The sequence below is a fragment of the Bradyrhizobium sp. 2TAF24 genome, assembly GCF_052115025.1.
GTDB lineage: Bacteria > Pseudomonadota > Alphaproteobacteria > Rhizobiales > Xanthobacteraceae > Bradyrhizobium_A.
This window is the reverse complement of sequence record NZ_JBFRFW010000007.1, coordinates 110958-127516: the sequence shown is the minus strand read 5'-3', so window position 1 is coordinate 127516 and position 16559 is coordinate 110958. Positions and strand designations below refer to the sequence as shown.

18 protein-coding genes are annotated in these 16559 nt (G+C 66.5%); 11 read left to right on the top strand and 7 right to left on the bottom strand.

The window, feature by feature from the left end; all coding sequences use genetic code 11:
- The first annotated feature begins 19 nt into the window (after positions 1–19).
- Together pncA and AB4Z37_RS13125 are read left to right on the top strand one after the other, a co-directional pair.
- On the top strand, positions 20–733 hold the full coding sequence (gene pncA / locus AB4Z37_RS13130) for a bifunctional nicotinamidase/pyrazinamidase (protein ID WP_441517179.1): 714 nt from the start codon (positions 20–22) through the stop codon (positions 731–733).
- A gap of 455 nt (positions 734–1188) precedes the next feature.
- Positions 1189–1812: a hypothetical protein gene (locus AB4Z37_RS13125; RefSeq protein ID WP_441517178.1), complete on the top strand. Its 624-nt coding sequence runs from the start codon at positions 1189–1191 to the stop codon at positions 1810–1812.
- A gap of 125 nt (positions 1813–1937) precedes the next feature.
- Here the strand turns inward: AB4Z37_RS13125 and grpE are convergent, their stop codons facing one another.
- Positions 1938–2549: a nucleotide exchange factor GrpE gene (gene grpE, locus AB4Z37_RS13120; RefSeq protein ID WP_441517177.1), complete on the bottom strand. Its 612-nt coding sequence runs from the start codon at positions 2547–2549 to the stop codon at positions 1938–1940.
- A 156-nt stretch (positions 2550–2705) separates the two neighbouring features.
- Positions 2706–3797: a heat-inducible transcriptional repressor HrcA gene (gene hrcA / locus AB4Z37_RS13115; protein WP_441517176.1), complete on the bottom strand. Its 1092-nt coding sequence runs from the start codon at positions 3795–3797 to the stop codon at positions 2706–2708.
- Positions 3798–3959: 162 nt separating this feature from the next.
- Here hrcA and rph point away from each other — a divergent pair, with 162 nt between their 5' ends.
- The 3 genes from rph (at position 3960) to hemW (ending at position 6554) form a co-directional block, all read left to right on the top strand.
- A complete protein-coding gene (gene rph / locus AB4Z37_RS13110) occupies positions 3960–4673 on the top strand; it encodes a ribonuclease PH (protein ID WP_441517175.1) in 714 nt (237 codons plus the stop codon).
- A gap of 89 nt (positions 4674–4762) precedes the next feature.
- Complete coding sequence (rdgB, locus tag AB4Z37_RS13105) at positions 4763–5407, top strand: RdgB/HAM1 family non-canonical purine NTP pyrophosphatase (RefSeq protein WP_441517174.1); 645 nt, start codon at positions 4763–4765, stop codon at positions 5405–5407.
- Complete coding sequence (gene hemW / locus AB4Z37_RS13100; protein ID WP_441517173.1) at positions 5400–6554, top strand: radical SAM family heme chaperone HemW; 1155 nt, start codon at positions 5400–5402, stop codon at positions 6552–6554. Before rdgB ends, hemW begins: the two co-directional genes overlap by 8 nt.
- A 6-nt stretch (positions 6555–6560) precedes the next feature.
- Here hemW and AB4Z37_RS13095 read toward each other — a convergent pair whose 3' ends face one another.
- Entirely contained in the window at positions 6561–7769 is a 1209-nt protein-coding gene (locus tag AB4Z37_RS13095) for a penicillin-binding protein activator (protein ID WP_441517172.1), read from the bottom strand.
- A gap of 233 nt (positions 7770–8002) precedes the next feature.
- Here AB4Z37_RS13095 and rsmI point away from each other — a divergent pair, with 233 nt between their 5' ends.
- The 4 genes from rsmI (at position 8003) to AB4Z37_RS13075 (ending at position 11306) form a co-directional block, all read left to right on the top strand.
- Complete coding sequence (rsmI, locus tag AB4Z37_RS13090) at positions 8003–8944, top strand: 16S rRNA (cytidine(1402)-2'-O)-methyltransferase (protein WP_441517171.1); 942 nt, start codon at positions 8003–8005, stop codon at positions 8942–8944.
- The gene (locus tag AB4Z37_RS13085) at positions 8931–9320 is read left to right on the top strand and encodes a YraN family protein (protein WP_441517170.1); all 390 of its coding nucleotides are present in this window, start codon (positions 8931–8933) and stop codon (positions 9318–9320) included. The genes rsmI and AB4Z37_RS13085 overlap by 14 nt, the downstream gene beginning before the upstream one ends.
- A 66-nt stretch (positions 9321–9386) precedes the next feature.
- Positions 9387–10346, top strand: coding sequence for a glutathione synthase (gshB, locus tag AB4Z37_RS13080; protein ID WP_441517169.1), 960 nt, complete (start codon positions 9387–9389; stop codon positions 10344–10346).
- A 123-nt stretch (positions 10347–10469) separates the two neighbouring features.
- Positions 10470–11306 (top strand): PAS domain-containing protein, encoded by an 837-nt coding sequence (locus tag AB4Z37_RS13075; protein ID WP_441517168.1) that lies wholly within the window; start codon positions 10470–10472, stop codon positions 11304–11306.
- Positions 11307–11400: 94 nt separating this feature from the next.
- On the opposite strand, the gene AB4Z37_RS13070 is transcribed toward AB4Z37_RS13075, so the two are convergent.
- Positions 11401–12030, bottom strand: coding sequence for an FMN-dependent NADH-azoreductase (locus tag AB4Z37_RS13070; protein ID WP_441517167.1), 630 nt, complete (start codon positions 12028–12030; stop codon positions 11401–11403).
- Positions 12031–12396: 366 nt separating this feature from the next.
- On the opposite strand from AB4Z37_RS13070, the gene gstA reads away from it, so the two are divergent.
- The gene (gene gstA, locus AB4Z37_RS13065) at positions 12397–13014 is read left to right on the top strand and encodes a glutathione transferase GstA (RefSeq protein ID WP_441517166.1); all 618 of its coding nucleotides are present in this window, start codon (positions 12397–12399) and stop codon (positions 13012–13014) included.
- A gap of 67 nt (positions 13015–13081) precedes the next feature.
- Here the strand turns inward: gstA and AB4Z37_RS13060 are convergent, their stop codons facing one another.
- Positions 13082–13999, bottom strand: coding sequence for a LysR family transcriptional regulator (locus tag AB4Z37_RS13060; protein ID WP_441517165.1), 918 nt, complete (start codon positions 13997–13999; stop codon positions 13082–13084).
- A gap of 282 nt (positions 14000–14281) precedes the next feature.
- On the opposite strand from AB4Z37_RS13060, the gene AB4Z37_RS13055 reads away from it, so the two are divergent.
- Entirely contained in the window at positions 14282–14599 is a 318-nt protein-coding gene (locus tag AB4Z37_RS13055) for a DMT family transporter (RefSeq protein ID WP_441517164.1), read from the top strand.
- Positions 14600–14655: 56 nt separating this feature from the next.
- On the opposite strand, the gene AB4Z37_RS13050 is transcribed toward AB4Z37_RS13055, so the two are convergent.
- Both AB4Z37_RS13050 and AB4Z37_RS13045 read right to left on the bottom strand, forming a co-directional pair.
- A complete protein-coding gene (locus tag AB4Z37_RS13050) occupies positions 14656–15117 on the bottom strand; it encodes a hypothetical protein (RefSeq protein ID WP_441517163.1) in 462 nt (153 codons plus the stop codon).
- Entirely contained in the window at positions 15108–16337 is a 1230-nt protein-coding gene (locus AB4Z37_RS13045; RefSeq protein WP_441517162.1) for a hypothetical protein, read from the bottom strand. Before AB4Z37_RS13045 ends, AB4Z37_RS13050 begins: the two co-directional genes overlap by 10 nt.
- Positions 16338–16559 lie beyond the last annotated feature (222 nt).

Here is a 16559-nt window from a genome sequence, read left to right as displayed (position 1 = left end):
TCACGGGTGGAGGCTTGCGATGGTCGACAGACGGCAACTTCTCGGGGGACTCGGTGGCGCCGCGGTGGCGGGCATGGCGGCAAGGGCTTTTGCGGCGGACAAGATCAAGATCGACGACGCGTCTGTCCTGATCGTCGTCGACGTGCAGAACTGCTTCCTGCCCGGCGGCAGCCTCGCGGTGAAGGACGGCGACCAGGTGATCCCGGTGATCAACCGCCTCGCCAAAACTTTCAGGAACGTGGTGATGACCCAGGACTGGCACACCGCCGACCACATCTCGTTCGCCTCGACCCACGCCGGCAAGAAGCCGTTCGACGTCATCGATCTCGACTATGGCAAGCAGGTGCTGTGGCCGGATCACTGCGTGCAGGGCAGCGACGGCGCGGCGCTGTCGAAGGAGCTGTCGATCCCGCAGGCGCAGCTCGTGATCCGCAAGGGCTTTCACAAGGACGTCGACAGCTACTCCGCGTTCATGGAGGCGGACGGCAAGACCAGCACCGGGCTTGCCAGCTATCTCAAGGCGCGCAAGCTCAAGCGCGTGTTCGTCACCGGCCTCGCCACAGACTTCTGCGTGGCGTGGACCGCGCTCGACGCCCGCAAGGCCGGCTTCGAGACTTATATCATCGAAGACGCCTGCCGCGGCATCGACACCAAAGGCTCGCTGGCGAAGGCCTGGCACGACACCAGCAAGGCCGGCGTCAAGCGTATCCAGTCGGCGGACATCACAGTGTAGGCGGCAAGGCCCGAGGTCGGCCACGCCCGGGCTGTCGCCCTGCGATCGATCAGGCCCGATCGCAAGGCGCGCATCGGCTGTTACGCCGCAGCCGCGCGCGCGAACGCCATCGGCAGACCGCGCGCCGGCGGCCTGCCGGTATTCCGCTCTCGGTCGCGCCAGCGCCAGCGCGAACGCAGGCCGACGGTGTGGCTGTTCTTAACCTGTTGTTAACGAAAACAGCACTCAATGATCGTGTTTCTATAGATTGCTGAAACACGGCAATCCCTTTTTTTCCTATCGATGCGTGTTTCAGCCCTGCCGAGGACTGCACCGTGAGCACAGTTGCTGCTGCGCCTTCGTCCGCGAGCGACGCACTCCTCTCGTTGCTCCGTTCTAACGTCCCGACCAGCCCCGACGCGCCATCCACCGGCACGGCCGCACGATCGGCCGCTTCCGGCAGTGCTCCAGCCACGATGGTCGAGCTGTCCGATCAGGCCAAGGCTCTGCTCGCCCGCAACAAGATCGATCAGGTCGTCGCACAGCGACTGCAGGCGCTGATCCAGACCCTGAAGGGCAAGGGCGGCGACACCATCAAGCCCGGCGCCAACACCGGCCAGGACGTGTTCGAGCGGCTGACGGCAGGCAACACGACCGCGACATTCGACCAGTTGGACGACTACTTGAAGTCGCTGTTCGCGGCAAACAAGAACGCCGACGGCACATACAACAGCTTCTCCAAAACCCTGCACGACGTCATCACCACTCCTTCCACGCCCGCGGAGATCGAGAACTGGTACAAGACCCAGGGCCAGTCCTACATCGAGGGCGCACAGCAGCTGCAGGACAAGAACTATCTGGCGTTCGCGGAGGCCATTCAGAACCGCGCCGTGACAATCCAGAGCGCCAGCGATATTCCAGACCTGAATTTCCACAACAGCTGGATTCTTCAGGGCGGCGAGGGCGGCGGCTCGATCAACGGGACGTCGTCCTACAACCACGACGCGGCGATCTTCAAGGACCCGACTACCAACTACATCGTCGACGGCAACGGCACCGTCATTTCCTGGAAGAAGCCGCCGCAGACGGCAGCGGCCTGAACGCGCGGCGCGCGATCGCAACGGACACGCGCGCCGGCTGCGCGCCATCCGCTGCGCCCCTCCAAAACAAAAAGCGCCGCAGAAACTGCGGCGCTTGTCGACTTCGGAGGGGGTTTTGCGGCCGCTCAGGCCGACACGTCGGTGGTCGGCGCGGCCTTCGGACCGCCCTTGGCGACACCGACCAGCGCCGGGCGCAGCACGCGCTCGCCGATGGTGTAGCCGGCCTGCACAACCTGCATCACGGTGCCGGCGGGCACCGACGAATCCGGCACCTCGTACATCGCCTGCTGGAAGTTGGGGTCGAACTTCTGACCCATGGGATCCAGCTTCTTGACGCCGTTCTTCTCCAGCGTCGCGTGCAGCGAGCGCTCGGTCAGCTCGACGCCCTCGATCAGCGCCTTGAGGCCCGGGTCGGCCGCTTCACGCGCCGACGCCGGCACCGCGTCGAGCGCGCGCTGCAGATTGTCGGCGATGTCGAGCACGTCGCGGGCAAAATTGGCGATGCCATAGGTGCGCGCGTCGGTGACTTCCTTGGCGGTGCGCCGGCGCAGATTCTCCATCTCCGCCAGGGTGCGCAGCACGCGGTCCTTGGCCTCGGCGACCTCGGCCGCCAGCGCCTCCACCGACCCCGCCTCCGGCTCGTCCGGCATGACATAGGGCTTCGGCGACGCCGGCTGCGGCGACGTGTTGTCCTGGGTCAGGTCATCAGAATTCTTCTGGCCGTTGGCTTCGGTCATTACTCCGCCTTCTCACGAAAATGCGATCCAGCCGCATATCAGGGCTCTCGCGCCGAAAATCAAGTTCCGGAACAGCAGGAACCGGTATTCGGTCACTCCAGGGGCCGGTTCCAGGGGATCTCGGACGACACCACCCGCGCCTGACGGCGCGGCGGCTCACTTGCCGAGCATCTGGCTGACGACGCGGGCGGCATAATCGACCATCGGAATCACCCGGGCATAGTTGAGCCGCGTCGGCCCGATCACGCCAAGCACGCCGACAATGTGGCCGGCGCCGTCCTGATAGGGCGCGACGATGGTCGAGGACCCCGACAGCGAAAACAGCTTGTTCTCCGAGCCGATGAAGATGCGCACGCCGTCGGCGTGCTCGGCGCGTCCCAGCAGGTCGATCACGCCACGCTTGCTTTCGAGATCATCGAACAGATTCCGCACCCGTTCGAGGTCCTCCATCGCATGCAGGTCGTCCAGCAGATTGGCATGACCGCGCACGATCAGCCGGCGCTCCTCGCTGCCGCCGCCCGACCAGCTGGCGATGCCGGCGGCGACGATCTTCTGCGTCAGCGCATCGAGCTCGCTGCGGCTCTGCGCCAGCGCGGTTTCGAGCTCGGCGCGCGTTTCCGCCAGCGTCTTGCCGCGAATATGAGCGTTGAGGAAATTCGACGCTTCCGTCAGCGCCGATGCCGGCACCCCCGGAGGCAACGCCAGCACGCGGTTCTCGACCTGGCCGTCCTCGGCCACCAGCACCACCAGCGCCTGCGTCGGCTCCAGCCGCACGAACTCGATATGCTTGAGACGGACGTTGGACTTCGCCGTCAGCACCACGGCCGCGGTCCGTGTCAGGCCGGACAGCCGTGTCAGCGCTTCCTCCAGCGCCGCCTCCACCGACTGGGCCTTGTTGACGGTAGCGAGCTGGGCTTCGATCGACTGCCGCTCCGGCTCGCTCGGCTCACCCACCTGCATCAAGGCGTCGACAAAGAAGCGCAGACCAAGTTCCGTCGGCAGCCGTCCGGCCGAGGTGTGCGGCGCATAGATCAGCCCGAGCGTCTCGAGGTCGGACATCACGTTGCGCACCGACGCCGGGGACAGCGGCAGGGTGATCAGGCGGGAGATGTTGCGCGAGCCCACCGGTTCGCCGGTCGCCAGATAGCTTTCGACGATCTGGCGGAAAATGTCGCGCGAGCGCTCGTTGAGCTGGGCGAGCCCCTCTCTCGGGGTAATCAAATGACCGATCGGATCGTGGGGTACCACGTCGAACTCCCTTGCGGCCCCTCATTTGTCCATATTTGGCGGCATTTTCAAGAGTTTGGATGACTTCCGGGAGGCTCCACCGGCGCGGCCCTTGCCGCGTCGGGCCGGCGCCCCTAAAAGCAGCCTCAGTTTGAAGCATCCCGGTTTTCTGGAGGACCTGCCATGCGGCCGAGCCGTCGCGCGCCCGATGAACTGCGCCCCGTGTCGCTGGAGCGCGGCGTCGTCAAATATGCCGAGGGATCGTGCATGGTGAAATTCGGCGACACCCATGTGCTGGTGACCGCCACGCTGGAGGAGCGCCTGCCGCCGTGGCTGAAGGGCCAGGGCCGCGGCTGGGTCACCGCCGAATACGGCATGCTGCCGCGCGCGACACTGGAGCGCACCCGCCGCGAGGCCTCCGCCGGCAAGCAGGGCGGGCGCACCGTGGAGATTCAGCGCCTGATCGGCCGCTCGCTGCGGGCGATCGTCGACCTCGAGGCGCTCGGCGAGCGCCAGATCACCGTCGACTGCGACGTGATCCAGGCCGACGGCGGCACCCGCACCGCGTCCATCACCGGCGCCTGGGTGGCGCTGGCGGACTGCCTGAACTGGATGAAGGCCCGCAACATGATCCGCGGCGAGGTGCTGCGTGGCAACGTCGCCGCGGTATCTTGCGGCATCTACAACGGCACGCCGGTGCTCGACCTCGACTACGCCGAGGATTCCGAGGCCGACACCGACGCCAACTTCGTCATGACCGGCGACGGCCGCATCGTCGAGGTGCAGGGCACCGCCGAGAAGACCCCGTTCACCCAGGACGAGTTCCTGAACCTGCTGGCGCTGGCGCAGAAGGGCGTCGGCCGGCTGGTCGACCTGCAGAAGATGGCGGTGCTCTGACAGCCCGCCGGCCCTGTTCCACGCGGATAACGGGTCGTTTTGACCGTCCGGCGCGGCCCCTGCCGCCCGGAACATGATAGGATTCGCTGATGCACCGCCGAATCACCGGACGCCTTGTGATCGCGACCCATAACCCGGGCAAGCTCGCCGAGATGCGCGAGCTGCTGGCGCCCCATGGGATCGACGCGGTGTCTGCCGGCGAGCTCAACCTCGCCGAGCCGGAGGAAACCGGCGACAGCTTTCGCACCAACGCCGCGCTGAAGGCCAGCGCCGCGGCGCATGCCGCGGGCCTGCCCGCCTTCGCCGACGATTCCGGCCTCGTGGTCGATGCGCTGGACGGTGCCCCCGGCATCTACTCGGCGCGTTGGGCGGGCGAAGCCAAGGATTTCGCCGCCGCCATGGCGCGCATCGAGCGCCTGCTGCAGGAGCGCGGCGCCACCACGCCGGACAAGCGCACCGCGCGGTTCGTCTCGGCGCTGTGCGTCGCCTGGCCGGACGGCCATCTCGAAGAGGTCGAGGCCACCGTCGACGGCACGCTGGTGTGGCCGCCGCGCGGAACCGCCGGCTTCGGCTACGACCCCGCGTTCCTGCCCGACGGCCACACCCGAACCTTCGGCGAGATGACCAGCGTCGAGAAGCACGGCCTGCCGCCGCTCGGTTTGGGGTTGTCGCACCGCGCCCGCGCCTTCGTGAAGCTGCAGGCGCGCTGCCTTAAGGAGCCGCACCTTGGCTGACGCGACACCCGCCTTCGGCGTCTATGTCCACTGGCCGTTCTGCCTGTCGAAGTGTCCGTACTGCGACTTCAACAGCCATGTCCGCCATGCGCCGGTCGACGAGGCGCGCTATGTCCAGGCCTTCACCCGCGAGATCGAGACCACCGCGGCGCGCACCGGACGCCGCACGGTATCGTCGATCTTCCTCGGCGGCGGCACGCCGTCGCTGATGCAGCCGCAGACCGTCGGCGGCATTCTCGACGCCATCGCCAAATACTGGACGGTTAAGCCCGACGTCGAGGTGACGCTCGAGGCCAATCCGACCAGCGTGGAAGCGACGCGCTTCCGCGGCTATCGCGCCGCCGGCGTCAACCGCGTGTCGCTCGGCGTGCAGGCGCTCGACGACGCCTCGCTGAAGGCGCTGGGCCGCCTGCACACCGCGCGTGAGGCGCTCGATGCGGTGGCGATCGCGCGCAGCGCCTTCGACCGCTACTCGTTCGACCTGATCTATGCGCGCCCCGACCAGACGCCGCAGATGTGGACGCAGGAATTGACCCAGGCGATCGGCGAAGCCGCCGAGCACCTGTCGCTGTATCAACTGACCATCGAGCCGGACACGCCGTTCTTCGGCCTGCACGCCGCCGGCAAGCTCAAGACGCCGGACGAGGCGGTGGCCCGCGCGCTGTACGACGTGACGCAGGAGGTCTGCGCACGCCACGGCCTGCCGGCCTACGAGATCTCCAACCACGCGCGCATCGGCGCCGAATGCCGGCACAACCTCGTATACTGGCGCGGCGACGAATATGCCGGCATCGGCCCTGGTGCCCATGGCCGCCTCGACATCGACGGCGTGCGCCATGCGATCGCCACCGAGAAGCGCCCCGAGACCTGGCTGATGCGGGTCGAGGCCAGCGGCCACGGCGTGACCACCGACGAGACGCTCAACAGTGAAGAGCGCGCCGATGAATTCCTGCTGATGGGGCTGCGCCTCGCGGAAGGCATCGATCCGCAGCGCTATGCCCGCCTTGCCGGCCGGCCGCTCGATCCGGCGCGGATCGCGCTGCTGCGGGAAGAAGGCGCGATCACCGTCGACGCGAGTGGACGCCTGCGCGTGACCCAGTCGGGCTTCCCGCTGCTCGACGCCGTCGTCGCCGATCTCGCGGCGTAACCGGCCCTACGTCGCAAAACTCTTCGGCGATCCGGCGACCGCCTGGCCGCCGCCCGATGCCACGCGCATCACCGCGAGGCCGCGCTCGTTGCTGCCGTCGCTGCGGAAGCGGAACAGGCCGTCGATGCCGGCAAAGCCCGATGAGTTCAGCAGCACGTCCTGCGAGAAGCGCTGGTTGCCCTGGGTGCGCGCCAGCGCCGCCACCAGCGCCACCGCATCATAGGCCAGCGTCGCGGTGCGCACCGGATCCTGGCCGTACTTGCTGCGGTAGCGGCCGGCGAAGGCGCGGAAGCCCGCCGGATCGGGCGCGGCATAGAGCCCGCCCTGCAGCGCCGCGCTGTTGAACACCCGCGGATTGTCCCACAAGCCGGTGCCGAGCAGTTGCACGCGCTTGAGATTGGCGCCGGCGACGGTCAATGCGTCGGCCGCCGCGACCAGCGAATCGCCGTCATCGGCCAGGAACAGTGCGTCCGCCGTGCCCAGCGCCTGCGCCACATTGCGCGCGGCCGCGGTGCGGTCGGCACCGTATTTCTCGAACGCGACGACGCGGCCGCCGCGGCGCGCCACCGCCTGCTTGAACGCGACCTCGACCACATTGCCATAGGCATTGTCGGGCAGCATCGCGGCGAACGAGCGCTTGCCGGTGCCGGCGGCGTAGTCGACGATGCGGTTGACGTCGGATTCCGGCAGGAAGCTGAGCAGGAAGACGCCGTGGCCGGCGACGCTCGAATCGGTCGAGAATGCGATCATCGGCAGGTTGCGCGCCCGCACGAGCTGCGCCGCGGCTGGCACCGATTGCGCGAACAGCGGCCCGAGGATGATCTCGGCGCCTTCGTCGATCGCCTGCTGCGCGCCTTGCTGGGCGCCCTGCGCGGTGCCGCCATCGTCCTTGATCAGCAGTTGGACATTCGGGTTCTGGAACTCGCCGAGCGCCATCTCGGCGGCGTTCTTCATCGACTGCGCGACGACGCCGGCATTGCCCGCGCCCGACATCGGCAGGATCAACCCGACCTTCACATTGCCGGTGCCGACAGAGGTCGGCTGCTGCGGCGGCCCGGACGGGCCCGCCGCCGGCGGCGGCGTCTGATCCTGCCAGGGCAGGTTGGTTGCGATGTTGGAGCACCCCGCGACGAACGGCGCGGCGACGAACAGTCCGAGTGCGGACCGCCGGGTGGGGCCACGCCGGAGCTTCAAGGGATCGTTCGGGGCCGCCATCGTCTGTCTTTCTCTGCCCTCGCGGGACCAGGAACCTGTGTCAGGGCCCATGATCTGAAAGGGGATTTGGGCATATTGGCGTCCAATCCTTAAACAACGCAAAAGGATTTTAACAACCATTGGCCAATGAGTTACGCGATATTCGCATAGCTTTCGCCCCCACAGCCCATCGTCGATGATAGTACGATGGCCCCCGCCCTCCCCTTTTTCGGAACATGCACTAGATTGCCGTCATGCGCGCCCGGCCCCGTTCCAGCTCTCCCGATCCGTCCGACACCGAGGCCCGCGGCTTCCTGCTTGCCGGCCAGCTCATGGTAGCGCCGAAGGCTGCCGCGGGGCTGCATCTCGTGGCGACCCCCATCGGCAACCTCGGCGACATCACCCTGCGGGCGCTCGAGACCCTCGCCGGGGTCGACATGATCGCCTGCGAGGACACCCGCGTCACCCGCACGCTGCTCGACCGCTTCGGCATCCGCGGTTCGCTGAAGCCCTATCACGAGCACAACGCGGCGCAGATGCGCCCCATGATCCTGCAGCAGCTCGCCCAGGGCGCGGCCGTGGCGCTGGTGTCCGACGCCGGCACGCCGCTGATCTCCGATCCCGGCTTCAAGCTGGTGCGCGAGGTCGCCGCCGCCGGCCATGCGGTGATCACCGTGCCCGGCGCCTCGTCGCTGCTGGCGGCGCTGACAGTAGCGGCGCTGCCGACCGACCGCTTCTATTTCGAAGGCTTCCTGCCGGCCCGCGAAGGCGCGCGGCAGGCGCGCATCGCCGAGCTGGCGCGGCTCGACGTCACGCTGGTGCTGTTCGAATCCGGCCATCGTGTGCAGGATACGCTGCGCGACCTCGCCGCCGGCCTCGGCGCGCGCGAGGCGGCGATCTGCCGCGAGATGACCAAGCTGCACGAGGAGATCGTCCGCGGCGCGCTCGCCGAGCTCGCCGCCACCGCGGCGCAGCGCGAGACGCGCGGCGAATTCGTGCTGGTGGTGGGACCGCCCGCCGCCGACGCCCGCGAGATGGCACAGGCCGATATCGACACGCTGCTGCGCGAAGCGCTGGCGCAGGGCAGCGTCAAGGACGCCGTCGCCGGCGTGGTCGAAGCCTCCGGCCGCCCGCGGCGCGAGATCTACGCGCGCGCGCTCGAGCTCGCCAAGGAGACGCCCGATGACCAAGCCTGAAGCGGACGCGCCATCGCCCGAGCGGGTGATCGCGTTCCAGACCGGCATCTCGGCCGAGAGCCGCGCCGCCGCCTACCTGCTGGCGAAGGGCTACCGCATTCTCGCCCGCCGCTTCCGCACCCGCTTCGGCGAGATCGACATCGTGGCGCGGCGGCGCAACCTGATCACATTCGTCGAGGTCAAGGCCCGCGCGACGCTGGATGACGCCGCCTACGCCATCACGCCGCAGCAGCGCCAGCGCATCGTCGCGGCGGCGCAGGCCTGGCTGATGAACCATCCCGAACACGACAAGCTCGACTGCCGCTTCGACGCCATCCTGATCGCGCCGAAGTCGCTGCCCCGTCATCTCATGGCCGCGTTCGACGCCTCAGGCTGACACAGCCGGAACGCCGATGTCCGCCGCGCCGACCACTGCCTTTACCTCCTGCCCGGATCAATGCCCATGACGCTCAACATCGCCGTCCAGATGGACCCCATCGCCCGCATCAACATCCGCGGCGATTCCACCTTCGCCATGCTGCTGGAGGCGCAGCGCTGCGGCCACACGCTGTCCTACTACACGCCGGACAAGCTGTCGCTGCGCGGCCGCGACGTGGTGGCGCCGGTGCAGCCGCTGAGCGTGCGCGACGAGGAAGGCAATCACTTCACCCTCGGCGAGGCCAGGCGCACCGACCTGTCGTCATTCGACGTCGTGCTGCTGCGCCAGGACCCGCCGTTCGACCTCGCTTACATCACCAGCACCCACCTGCTCGAGCGCATTCATCCGAGAACGCTGGTCGTCAACGATCCGGCGAGCGTGCGCAACGCGCCGGAGAAGATGTTCGTGATGGAATTCCCCGACCTGATGCCGCCGACGCTGATCTCGCGCGACGTCGAGGAGATCAACGCGTTCCGCGCCGAGCACGGCGACGTGGTGATGAAGCCGCTGTACGGCCATGGCGGTTCGGCGGTGTTCCGCATCATGCCCAAGGACATGAACTTCGGGTCGCTCTACGACATGTTCTCGGTGACCTTCCGCGAGCCCTGGGTGATCCAGCGCTTCCTTCCCGAAGTGAAGCACGGCGACAAGCGCATCATTCTGGTCGACGGCGAATTCGCCGGCGCGGTCAACCGCGTGCCGGCGGAGAACGACCTGCGCTCCAACATGGTACGCGGCGGCGCGGCGAAATCGACCGACCTCAGCGCGCGCGAGCGCGAGATCTGCGAGCGGCTCGGTCCGGCGCTGCGCGCCCGCGGCCTGCTGTTTGTCGGCATCGACGTGATCGACGGCCATCTGACCGAGATCAACGTCACCTCGCCGACCGGCATCCGCGCCATCGCCCGCGTCGGCGGCCCCGACGTCGCCGCCCGGCTGTGGGACGTGATCGAGGCCAGGCGGCGGTCGGCACCGGCGAAACCGTGACGCCGGCCTGTGCTGTTTCCGCCTTAATGAATTGCTGACAACATTGTGTCATTCAATTTGACGGGCTGAGCCTTGGGGCCAATACGTAATGGCCTTCTATTGCATTTCAGGACAGAACGTCTGATGGCCATTGAGGTTTTTAACGGAACGTCAGTTCCGAGGGATCTTGCGACGGCCGGCACGGAATACCTTTGGGCCAAGTGGCGCACGCTGAACGCCACACAGAGCCTGACGCTGCAGCGGCTGATCGAGGAGACCAACCAGCCGTTGCGGGAGCAGTGTGCCTTCGTCATCCCCGCTGGCGATGATTTTGTTTATTTGTATGTCGGCCAGTCCCTGCAGGACGCGGTCAAGCGCAATCCCACGGGCACGCAGCTGTCGCGCAGCGACAGCATCGTCGCCAAGGATTTCGCCGAAATCTACCGCCGGGTGACCCGCGACATGGCCCCGGTGTTCGTGCGCTTCACCAGCACCCGCTCGCCCGCCGGCACGATCTGGCACCAGGTGGTGCTGCCGGTGCCGATGGCCGGCGATCAGGTGATGCTGGTGTGCTATTCGGAGCTGGTGAACCACCAGCTCGAGATCTACGAGCACCTGTTCCGCACCGCACCCGACGCCATCATCGTGTCCAGCCCGATCAGCAATGATGCCGGGCATGTCACGGACGGCTGGGTGCTGATGATGAACGATCGCGCCCGCGAACTGCTGGGCCATCCCGGGCCGCTCGGCAACCTGCGCCTCAGCGCGCTGCCGCAGTTCACCGGCATCGACCTGTGGGGGCGCATCTACGCGCCGCGCTCGGCGGTCACCACCACGGTGCTGACGACCACGGCGTTCACCATCGAGATCCTGCGCTTTCCGCACGTGTTCGGGCTGCGGCTGACGTCGAAGGTGCCGGCGGTGAGCGAACGCAGTGCCACGCTGGCGCCGGGCGTCGAAGCGTTGAACGCGGTGTTCTGAGCGGCTGGTCGCGCCACATCCGTGGCGAGACCCCTTCGTGATCGCTCACGACGGGTCTGGCTGGCATCGGGCGGCCGCCGGCCTGCCACAGCGTTCAAAATTGCCTTGCCAGCGCTGCAGCGCGCCTCTTGCCGTCATCGATCATGTCACGTGCCCGCCCGTCCCAGGTGTGCTCGACGGTCATGGCCGTGACATTGCGCACGCCGATGAAGCGCAGCCAGAACTCCACATATCCCGCGACATGGTCGAAACCTGGTTGAAGCGCGGTCTGCAGGCCGGCTTCCTCACTTTGCCCGCGGGTATAGACGACGAAGGCCTTGTCGATGTTCAACAGCGGACCGTAGGTCTTGCCGTCAAACGTGAAAAGCAGGCCGCGCTGGCACGCAAGGTCGATCAGCTGCTTGAGCTTGTAAGGGAAGGAAAAATTCCACATCGGCACGCCCAGGACGATGCGATCCGCATTCTGGAATCGCAAAGCCAGCGCGCTGATCCTGTCCCATGTGGCTCTCTCCGCCGGCGTCATCGCCTCGCCGGAGACCCCCTTGTATTTCGCGCCGATCGCGTCGGCGTCATAGTCCGGAAGAGCCTCGGACCAGACGTCCAGCGTGTCGATGACGCCGGATCCAGCGATGGTCTCCTGGTATTCAGCGAGAAATGCATCGACCACGGCCGTGGATACCGATCTGCCTCCTCTCGGTGACGTGACGATCTTCAGGATGCGCATTCCTCTTTCCTTTTATCATGAGCGCGGGCGGCACGCCGGGCGCTGTCGCTCTCCGCCCACCGCCCGCTGCGAGCGAGCCGACCTGCCATCCAGTGTTCCGGCTCGCAACGTCGTTGCATGTGCAGCCACCTCGGTACGAACTTGCGAACCGATCAGGACACTAGCGGGTGCTCCGTGCATGCGTCTCTTCCCGACACGTTGCGATCTCGCAATCCCGGCTTGCGGTCCGCCAAGCGCCCGCGATCCGCCTTCGAACGGCGACGACGCTCTGCCGAGCGACAAGTCGCGCTTGCGAGCTTCCAATCGGCGTTTCACGCGCGAGCCGCTTATCCTGCAGGCGCGCGACACACACAGGGAATAACCATCATGAAGCTCTACTATGCACCGGGCGTCTGCTCGTTGGCCGCCCACATCGCTGCCACCGAGGCCGGCCTTCCTCTCGACCTCGCAAAGGTGGATATCCGCAGCGAGCCGCATCGCATCGCGGATGGCCGGGACCTCAAGGAGGTCAGCCCCAAGGGCGTGGTGCCGGTGCTGGAACTCGACGATGGCCGGATCCTGACCGAGGGCGTCGCGATCCTGCTGTATCTTGCGGACCGCAAGCCGGAGGCGATGCTGGCGCCTGCCCACGACAGCTTCGATCGCTATCGCCTGCACGAATGGCTGACCTTTATCAGCTCAGAGCTGCACAAGACGTTCAGCCCGTGGCTCTTCCATCCGGAGTATGGCCCGCAGCCCGCCATCATCGCCAAGGAGCGGCTGCGGGACCGCTTTGGCATCCTGCAGGCTCATCTTGCCGCCCACGACTATCTCGTTGCCGACCGCTTCAGCATTGCCGATGCCTACTGCTTCACGATCATGAACTGGTCCAGGGGGCGCGGCATCGATCTCGGCGACTGGCCGCACCTGATGCGCTATCTGGCGGGGATCGCCGAGCGCCCCAGCGTCCGCGCGGCGCTCGCCACGGAAGGCCTGCGCGCGTAGCTTGCGCGGGCATCAAGCGCGGCGCGACCTTCGGCTCGGCGGGCGCGCGATCGGGCGCCCGCCTTGCTCAACCGGCCATGGTGGAATGTCCGCCGCACTCGGCCTCGAGCAGTGCACGGCGCGCCAGCAGGCCACCGCCGACATGATCGAAGAATGCCCGGACGCGCGCCGTATGGCGCAGATCCTTGTGCGTGATCAGCCACAGCTCTCGGGTGAGTTCATCGAGCGGGTCCTGGACCCGCTCGATGTCGGGCTCCAGATCGCCGAGATAGCAGGGCAGCAGCGCCAGCCCCAAACCGGCCTTCACCGCCATGAGCTGATTGATGAGGCTACTCGATCGATAGGCGAAGGCGTGCGGCGAAATATTGTCCGTCAGCCACTTGGACGCCGCCGCGACAGCGCCGCTGTCCCAGCCGATCACCGCATGATCGGACAACGCGGCAAGGTCGGAGGGGCACCCGCGATCGGCGAGATAGCGGCGGCTGCCATAGAAGGTCCATGGCGTCGACGCGATCTTGCGTCCGAACAGCTCGCCCTCGCGCGGACGCGTCGCCCGAATGGCGATATCGGCCTCGCGTCGCAGCAGATCGAGCTGCCGGTTGTCGACCAGCAGCTCGAGCTCGATGCCCTCATGCGCACGACGAAAGCCCGCCAGCACCTCGTTGAGGATGCGGTAGGCCAGCGTCTCTGACGATGTGATCCTGAGCTTGCCTGACAACCGCGCGTCCTGGCCCGTGATGGCGCGATCGACCGCGAGAATCTCCGCTTCCAGCCGCTCGGCGGCCAACACCATCTGCAGACCGGCTTCGGTCGGGACATAGGGGTGCGTCGTGCGGTCGAACAGTTGGACGCCCCTGCGCTTCTCCAGCGCATTCAGCCAGCGAAAGATCGTCGAATGATCGTGGCCGAGATCCTTTGCCGCTCCCGCCAGCGATCCGGCGCGCCCGATCGCCAGCACAATCCTGAACTCGTTCCAGTCACTCACGCGCTTGCCACCTCGCACACTGCATCGCTTTTCAAGCATCATAGATTGCCGAACAGAAAGCGAAACGTCCCACAGTGCCGACGCGTCCATGCATTTTCGCATTTCGTGTCGATGTCCGGCGGACAGGGGCGCGGTTGCCGGGTGGAAATACCGGCTTGCCAAAGCACAACGCGCATCGCGCGCACGGCATTCCTATCTTCCCGCCCGAGCGAACGCAGTCCGTGTTCGCAAGGCATTGCAGGACGAGGCGAGGACGGAATGGGGATATCTATGGGGCCGGGAATGGCATGGGCGCTTCTCATCCTGTCCGGCCTTCTCGACGTGGCCTGGGCGATCAGTGTGAAGATGGCCGAGGGCTATAGCCGCCTCGCCTGGTCCGTCCTGTCATTTGTCCTGCTCGCCGCCTTCATCTACGCCCTCGGCAAGGCGCTGCTGGTGCTGCCGCTCGGCACCGCCTATGCGGTCTGGACGGGCATTGGCGCGATCGGATCGATCGTCGTGGGCATCTTGATCTTTCGCGAACCGGCGACCTTCGTCCGCCTGTTCTGGATCGCCGTCACCCTGAGCGGCATCGTCGGTCTCAAGTTGACGAGCACATGACGGGCCCATTCGCGGCTCATGCGAATGCCGCGAACGGTCAGCGCCTTCACGCTGCGTCAGTCGTAGCCTGCAAGCCTGTTCGCAATCGACTCGAGCACGCCGAGCCGCCGCGAGGGATCCGCGATCTCGGATGCAAGGCTGACCGCTTCGCCAGGGTGATCGCGCGCGATGACCCCGATGATGGCCACGGATATCTCGGAAGCGTCCTGGTCCGTCGCAGGCGCCAGCATCCGGCGAACGGCGACAACATCGCCGTCCAGCTGGAAGGCAAGCCTCGCCGCCAGATCCCATGCAAAACGGTTCTTGACGCCGCCCTGCTTGGGCCGCACCGCCAACGCCTCGACCAATGCCTCCTTCGCACTTTCCGCCTGATCAACGCGAAAGAAGTCATCGGCGATTTTCAGGAGCTGGTCGGCATCCCTGCCGTCGCGCGCCTCTGTCCTGAGCCGCTGAAGCACCGACACGCTGTTGCTGCCATGCCCGGCTCGAATGGCGGCGTCGACGACCGTCAGCAGCATCTCCCGTCGCTTCGCATCGTCGCGAACGCTCGTGGCCAGTGTGAGCGCACCATCGACGTCACCGCGGGTTGCCCGCGATAGGGCAATGTTTTGGATCGCACCGTCGTGTTCCCACCGCAGCTTTGGATTGTCGGTCGGTGTGAACAGGGCAATGGCAATCGCCTGGACTTCAAGACGTTCAGCGCGCAGCGGCCGGCCGAGCGGAAGAGATGGTCCGCCGCCTTGTTGAAGGCACCACTGCGGGCGAAATAACCGGTTACCATCTCCGTGGCGGCCTCGATATCGTTGTCACGCCCCAATTGGGCAAGGACGCCCGTCACCAGGGGCAGATCATCCGACCAGCGCGGCCGAGCCGCCCATGTGCGCCAGGGATCAATCTCCTTGCCGGCTTCCTCGCGGCGCGACAGCCGAAGCAGCAGCCGGGCACGCTCGGCGGCTGCTCGCGCCGGATAGCGTTGCTCGGCCGCGGCCCCACGGCGGGCGGCCTCGATAGCGCCTTCGATGTCATTGCGCTCGACCATGTCTTTCATGACGCGAAGCCAGGCTTCAGAGCTGTTGGCGCGTGCCGCAGCCTTCTTTGCCTCGCCTCGCAGCACCGGAGCGAGCGTCGGATGCTTGTTTGCCAGCGCAAGAGAGGACTCCACAGCCAAATCCGAGAACGTCGTGCGTCCGAACAACCGTTTCGCCCGCCCCGTCTGGCCCGATGCAACCCAAATTTCGGCGGCCGCGATGTCGATGGGATGCTCGCCCATCACCTCCGGAATCAGTTCCGGTTCAACCTTATCCAGCAGCTCTGCCGCACGGCGCGTCTGCCCCGCTTCGGCAAGACGGTGAGCAATGGCGACGAGTCCGCCGACCCGGCGAATTCGGTCGGACACGTCTGGCGTATCGGGCTTCTTCTCGGCGAGTGCCAGGGCGCGATCGAAGCGGCCAGCCCGGGCAATCCAGTCGATGTCCCACCACTCGGCGGGATCGGGATCGTCCCACAGGTAGAACCGCAAGGCGACTTCGGGATTTGCGGACACCAGTTCGTTCTGCGCAAACCGAACGTGCTGCGCGCGATACTTGTCCTTCAGGAGGGTTTGCGCGAGCGCGAGGATATGTGGGGCAAGACACGTCAGCGTCGGTTGACGGCCACAGTCGATACCGCTCGCCTTCGCCGGCACGAGGCCCAACACGGCCGCGATTGCAATCAGGGCTATCAGCACACGAAAAAACATGTCGTCAAATCGACAAGGCTGAAAATGGACAGTGCACATTGTCGCTGTGCATCCATGGCAAATCCTCGGCCAATCCTTGGCGAAGCAGAGATGAAGTATCGATATCGCAATGAAGCCGATGTCAGAATCCTCCGGACATCCGCCACCTCCAATGACAGGCCCCTGCAGCACCAGACAATTGAAGCAACGACAACCCGCGACGCGAAGCCTGCTGGCAGCCGG

What these genes read in the sequence shown, in the direction of transcription:
- gstA (WP_441517166.1), top strand. Translation starts at nt 12,397, where the DNA reads ATGAAGCTCTACTATGCACCGGGCGTCTGCTCGTTGGCCGCCCACATC.
- AB4Z37_RS13075 (WP_441517168.1), top strand. Translation starts at nt 10,470, where the DNA reads ATGGCCATTGAGGTTTTTAACGGAACGTCAGTTCCGAGGGATCTTGCG.
- pncA (WP_441517179.1), top strand. Translation starts at nt 20, where the DNA reads ATGGTCGACAGACGGCAACTTCTCGGGGGACTCGGTGGCGCCGCGGTG.
- gshB (WP_441517169.1), top strand. Translation starts at nt 9,387, where the DNA reads ATGACGCTCAACATCGCCGTCCAGATGGACCCCATCGCCCGCATCAAC.
- AB4Z37_RS13085 (WP_441517170.1), top strand. Translation starts at nt 8,931, where the DNA reads ATGACCAAGCCTGAAGCGGACGCGCCATCGCCCGAGCGGGTGATCGCG.
- AB4Z37_RS13045 (WP_441517162.1), bottom strand. Translation starts at nt 16,337, where the DNA reads ATGTTTTTTCGTGTGCTGATAGCCCTGATTGCAATCGCGGCCGTGTTG.
- AB4Z37_RS13125 (WP_441517178.1), top strand. Translation starts at nt 1,189, where the DNA reads ATGGTCGAGCTGTCCGATCAGGCCAAGGCTCTGCTCGCCCGCAACAAG.
- AB4Z37_RS13070 (WP_441517167.1), bottom strand. Translation starts at nt 12,030, where the DNA reads ATGCGCATCCTGAAGATCGTCACGTCACCGAGAGGAGGCAGATCGGTA.
- rph (WP_441517175.1), top strand. Translation starts at nt 3,960, where the DNA reads ATGCGGCCGAGCCGTCGCGCGCCCGATGAACTGCGCCCCGTGTCGCTG.
- AB4Z37_RS13050 (WP_441517163.1), bottom strand. Translation starts at nt 15,117, where the DNA reads ATGCTGCTGACGGTCGTCGACGCCGCCATTCGAGCCGGGCATGGCAGC.
- rdgB (WP_441517174.1), top strand. Translation starts at nt 4,763, where the DNA reads ATGCACCGCCGAATCACCGGACGCCTTGTGATCGCGACCCATAACCCG.
- grpE (WP_441517177.1), bottom strand. Translation starts at nt 2,549, where the DNA reads ATGACCGAAGCCAACGGCCAGAAGAATTCTGATGACCTGACCCAGGAC.
- AB4Z37_RS13055 (WP_441517164.1), top strand. Translation starts at nt 14,282, where the DNA reads ATGGCATGGGCGCTTCTCATCCTGTCCGGCCTTCTCGACGTGGCCTGG.
- rsmI (WP_441517171.1), top strand. Translation starts at nt 8,003, where the DNA reads ATGCGCGCCCGGCCCCGTTCCAGCTCTCCCGATCCGTCCGACACCGAG.
- AB4Z37_RS13095 (WP_441517172.1), bottom strand. Translation starts at nt 7,769, where the DNA reads ATGGCGGCCCCGAACGATCCCTTGAAGCTCCGGCGTGGCCCCACCCGG.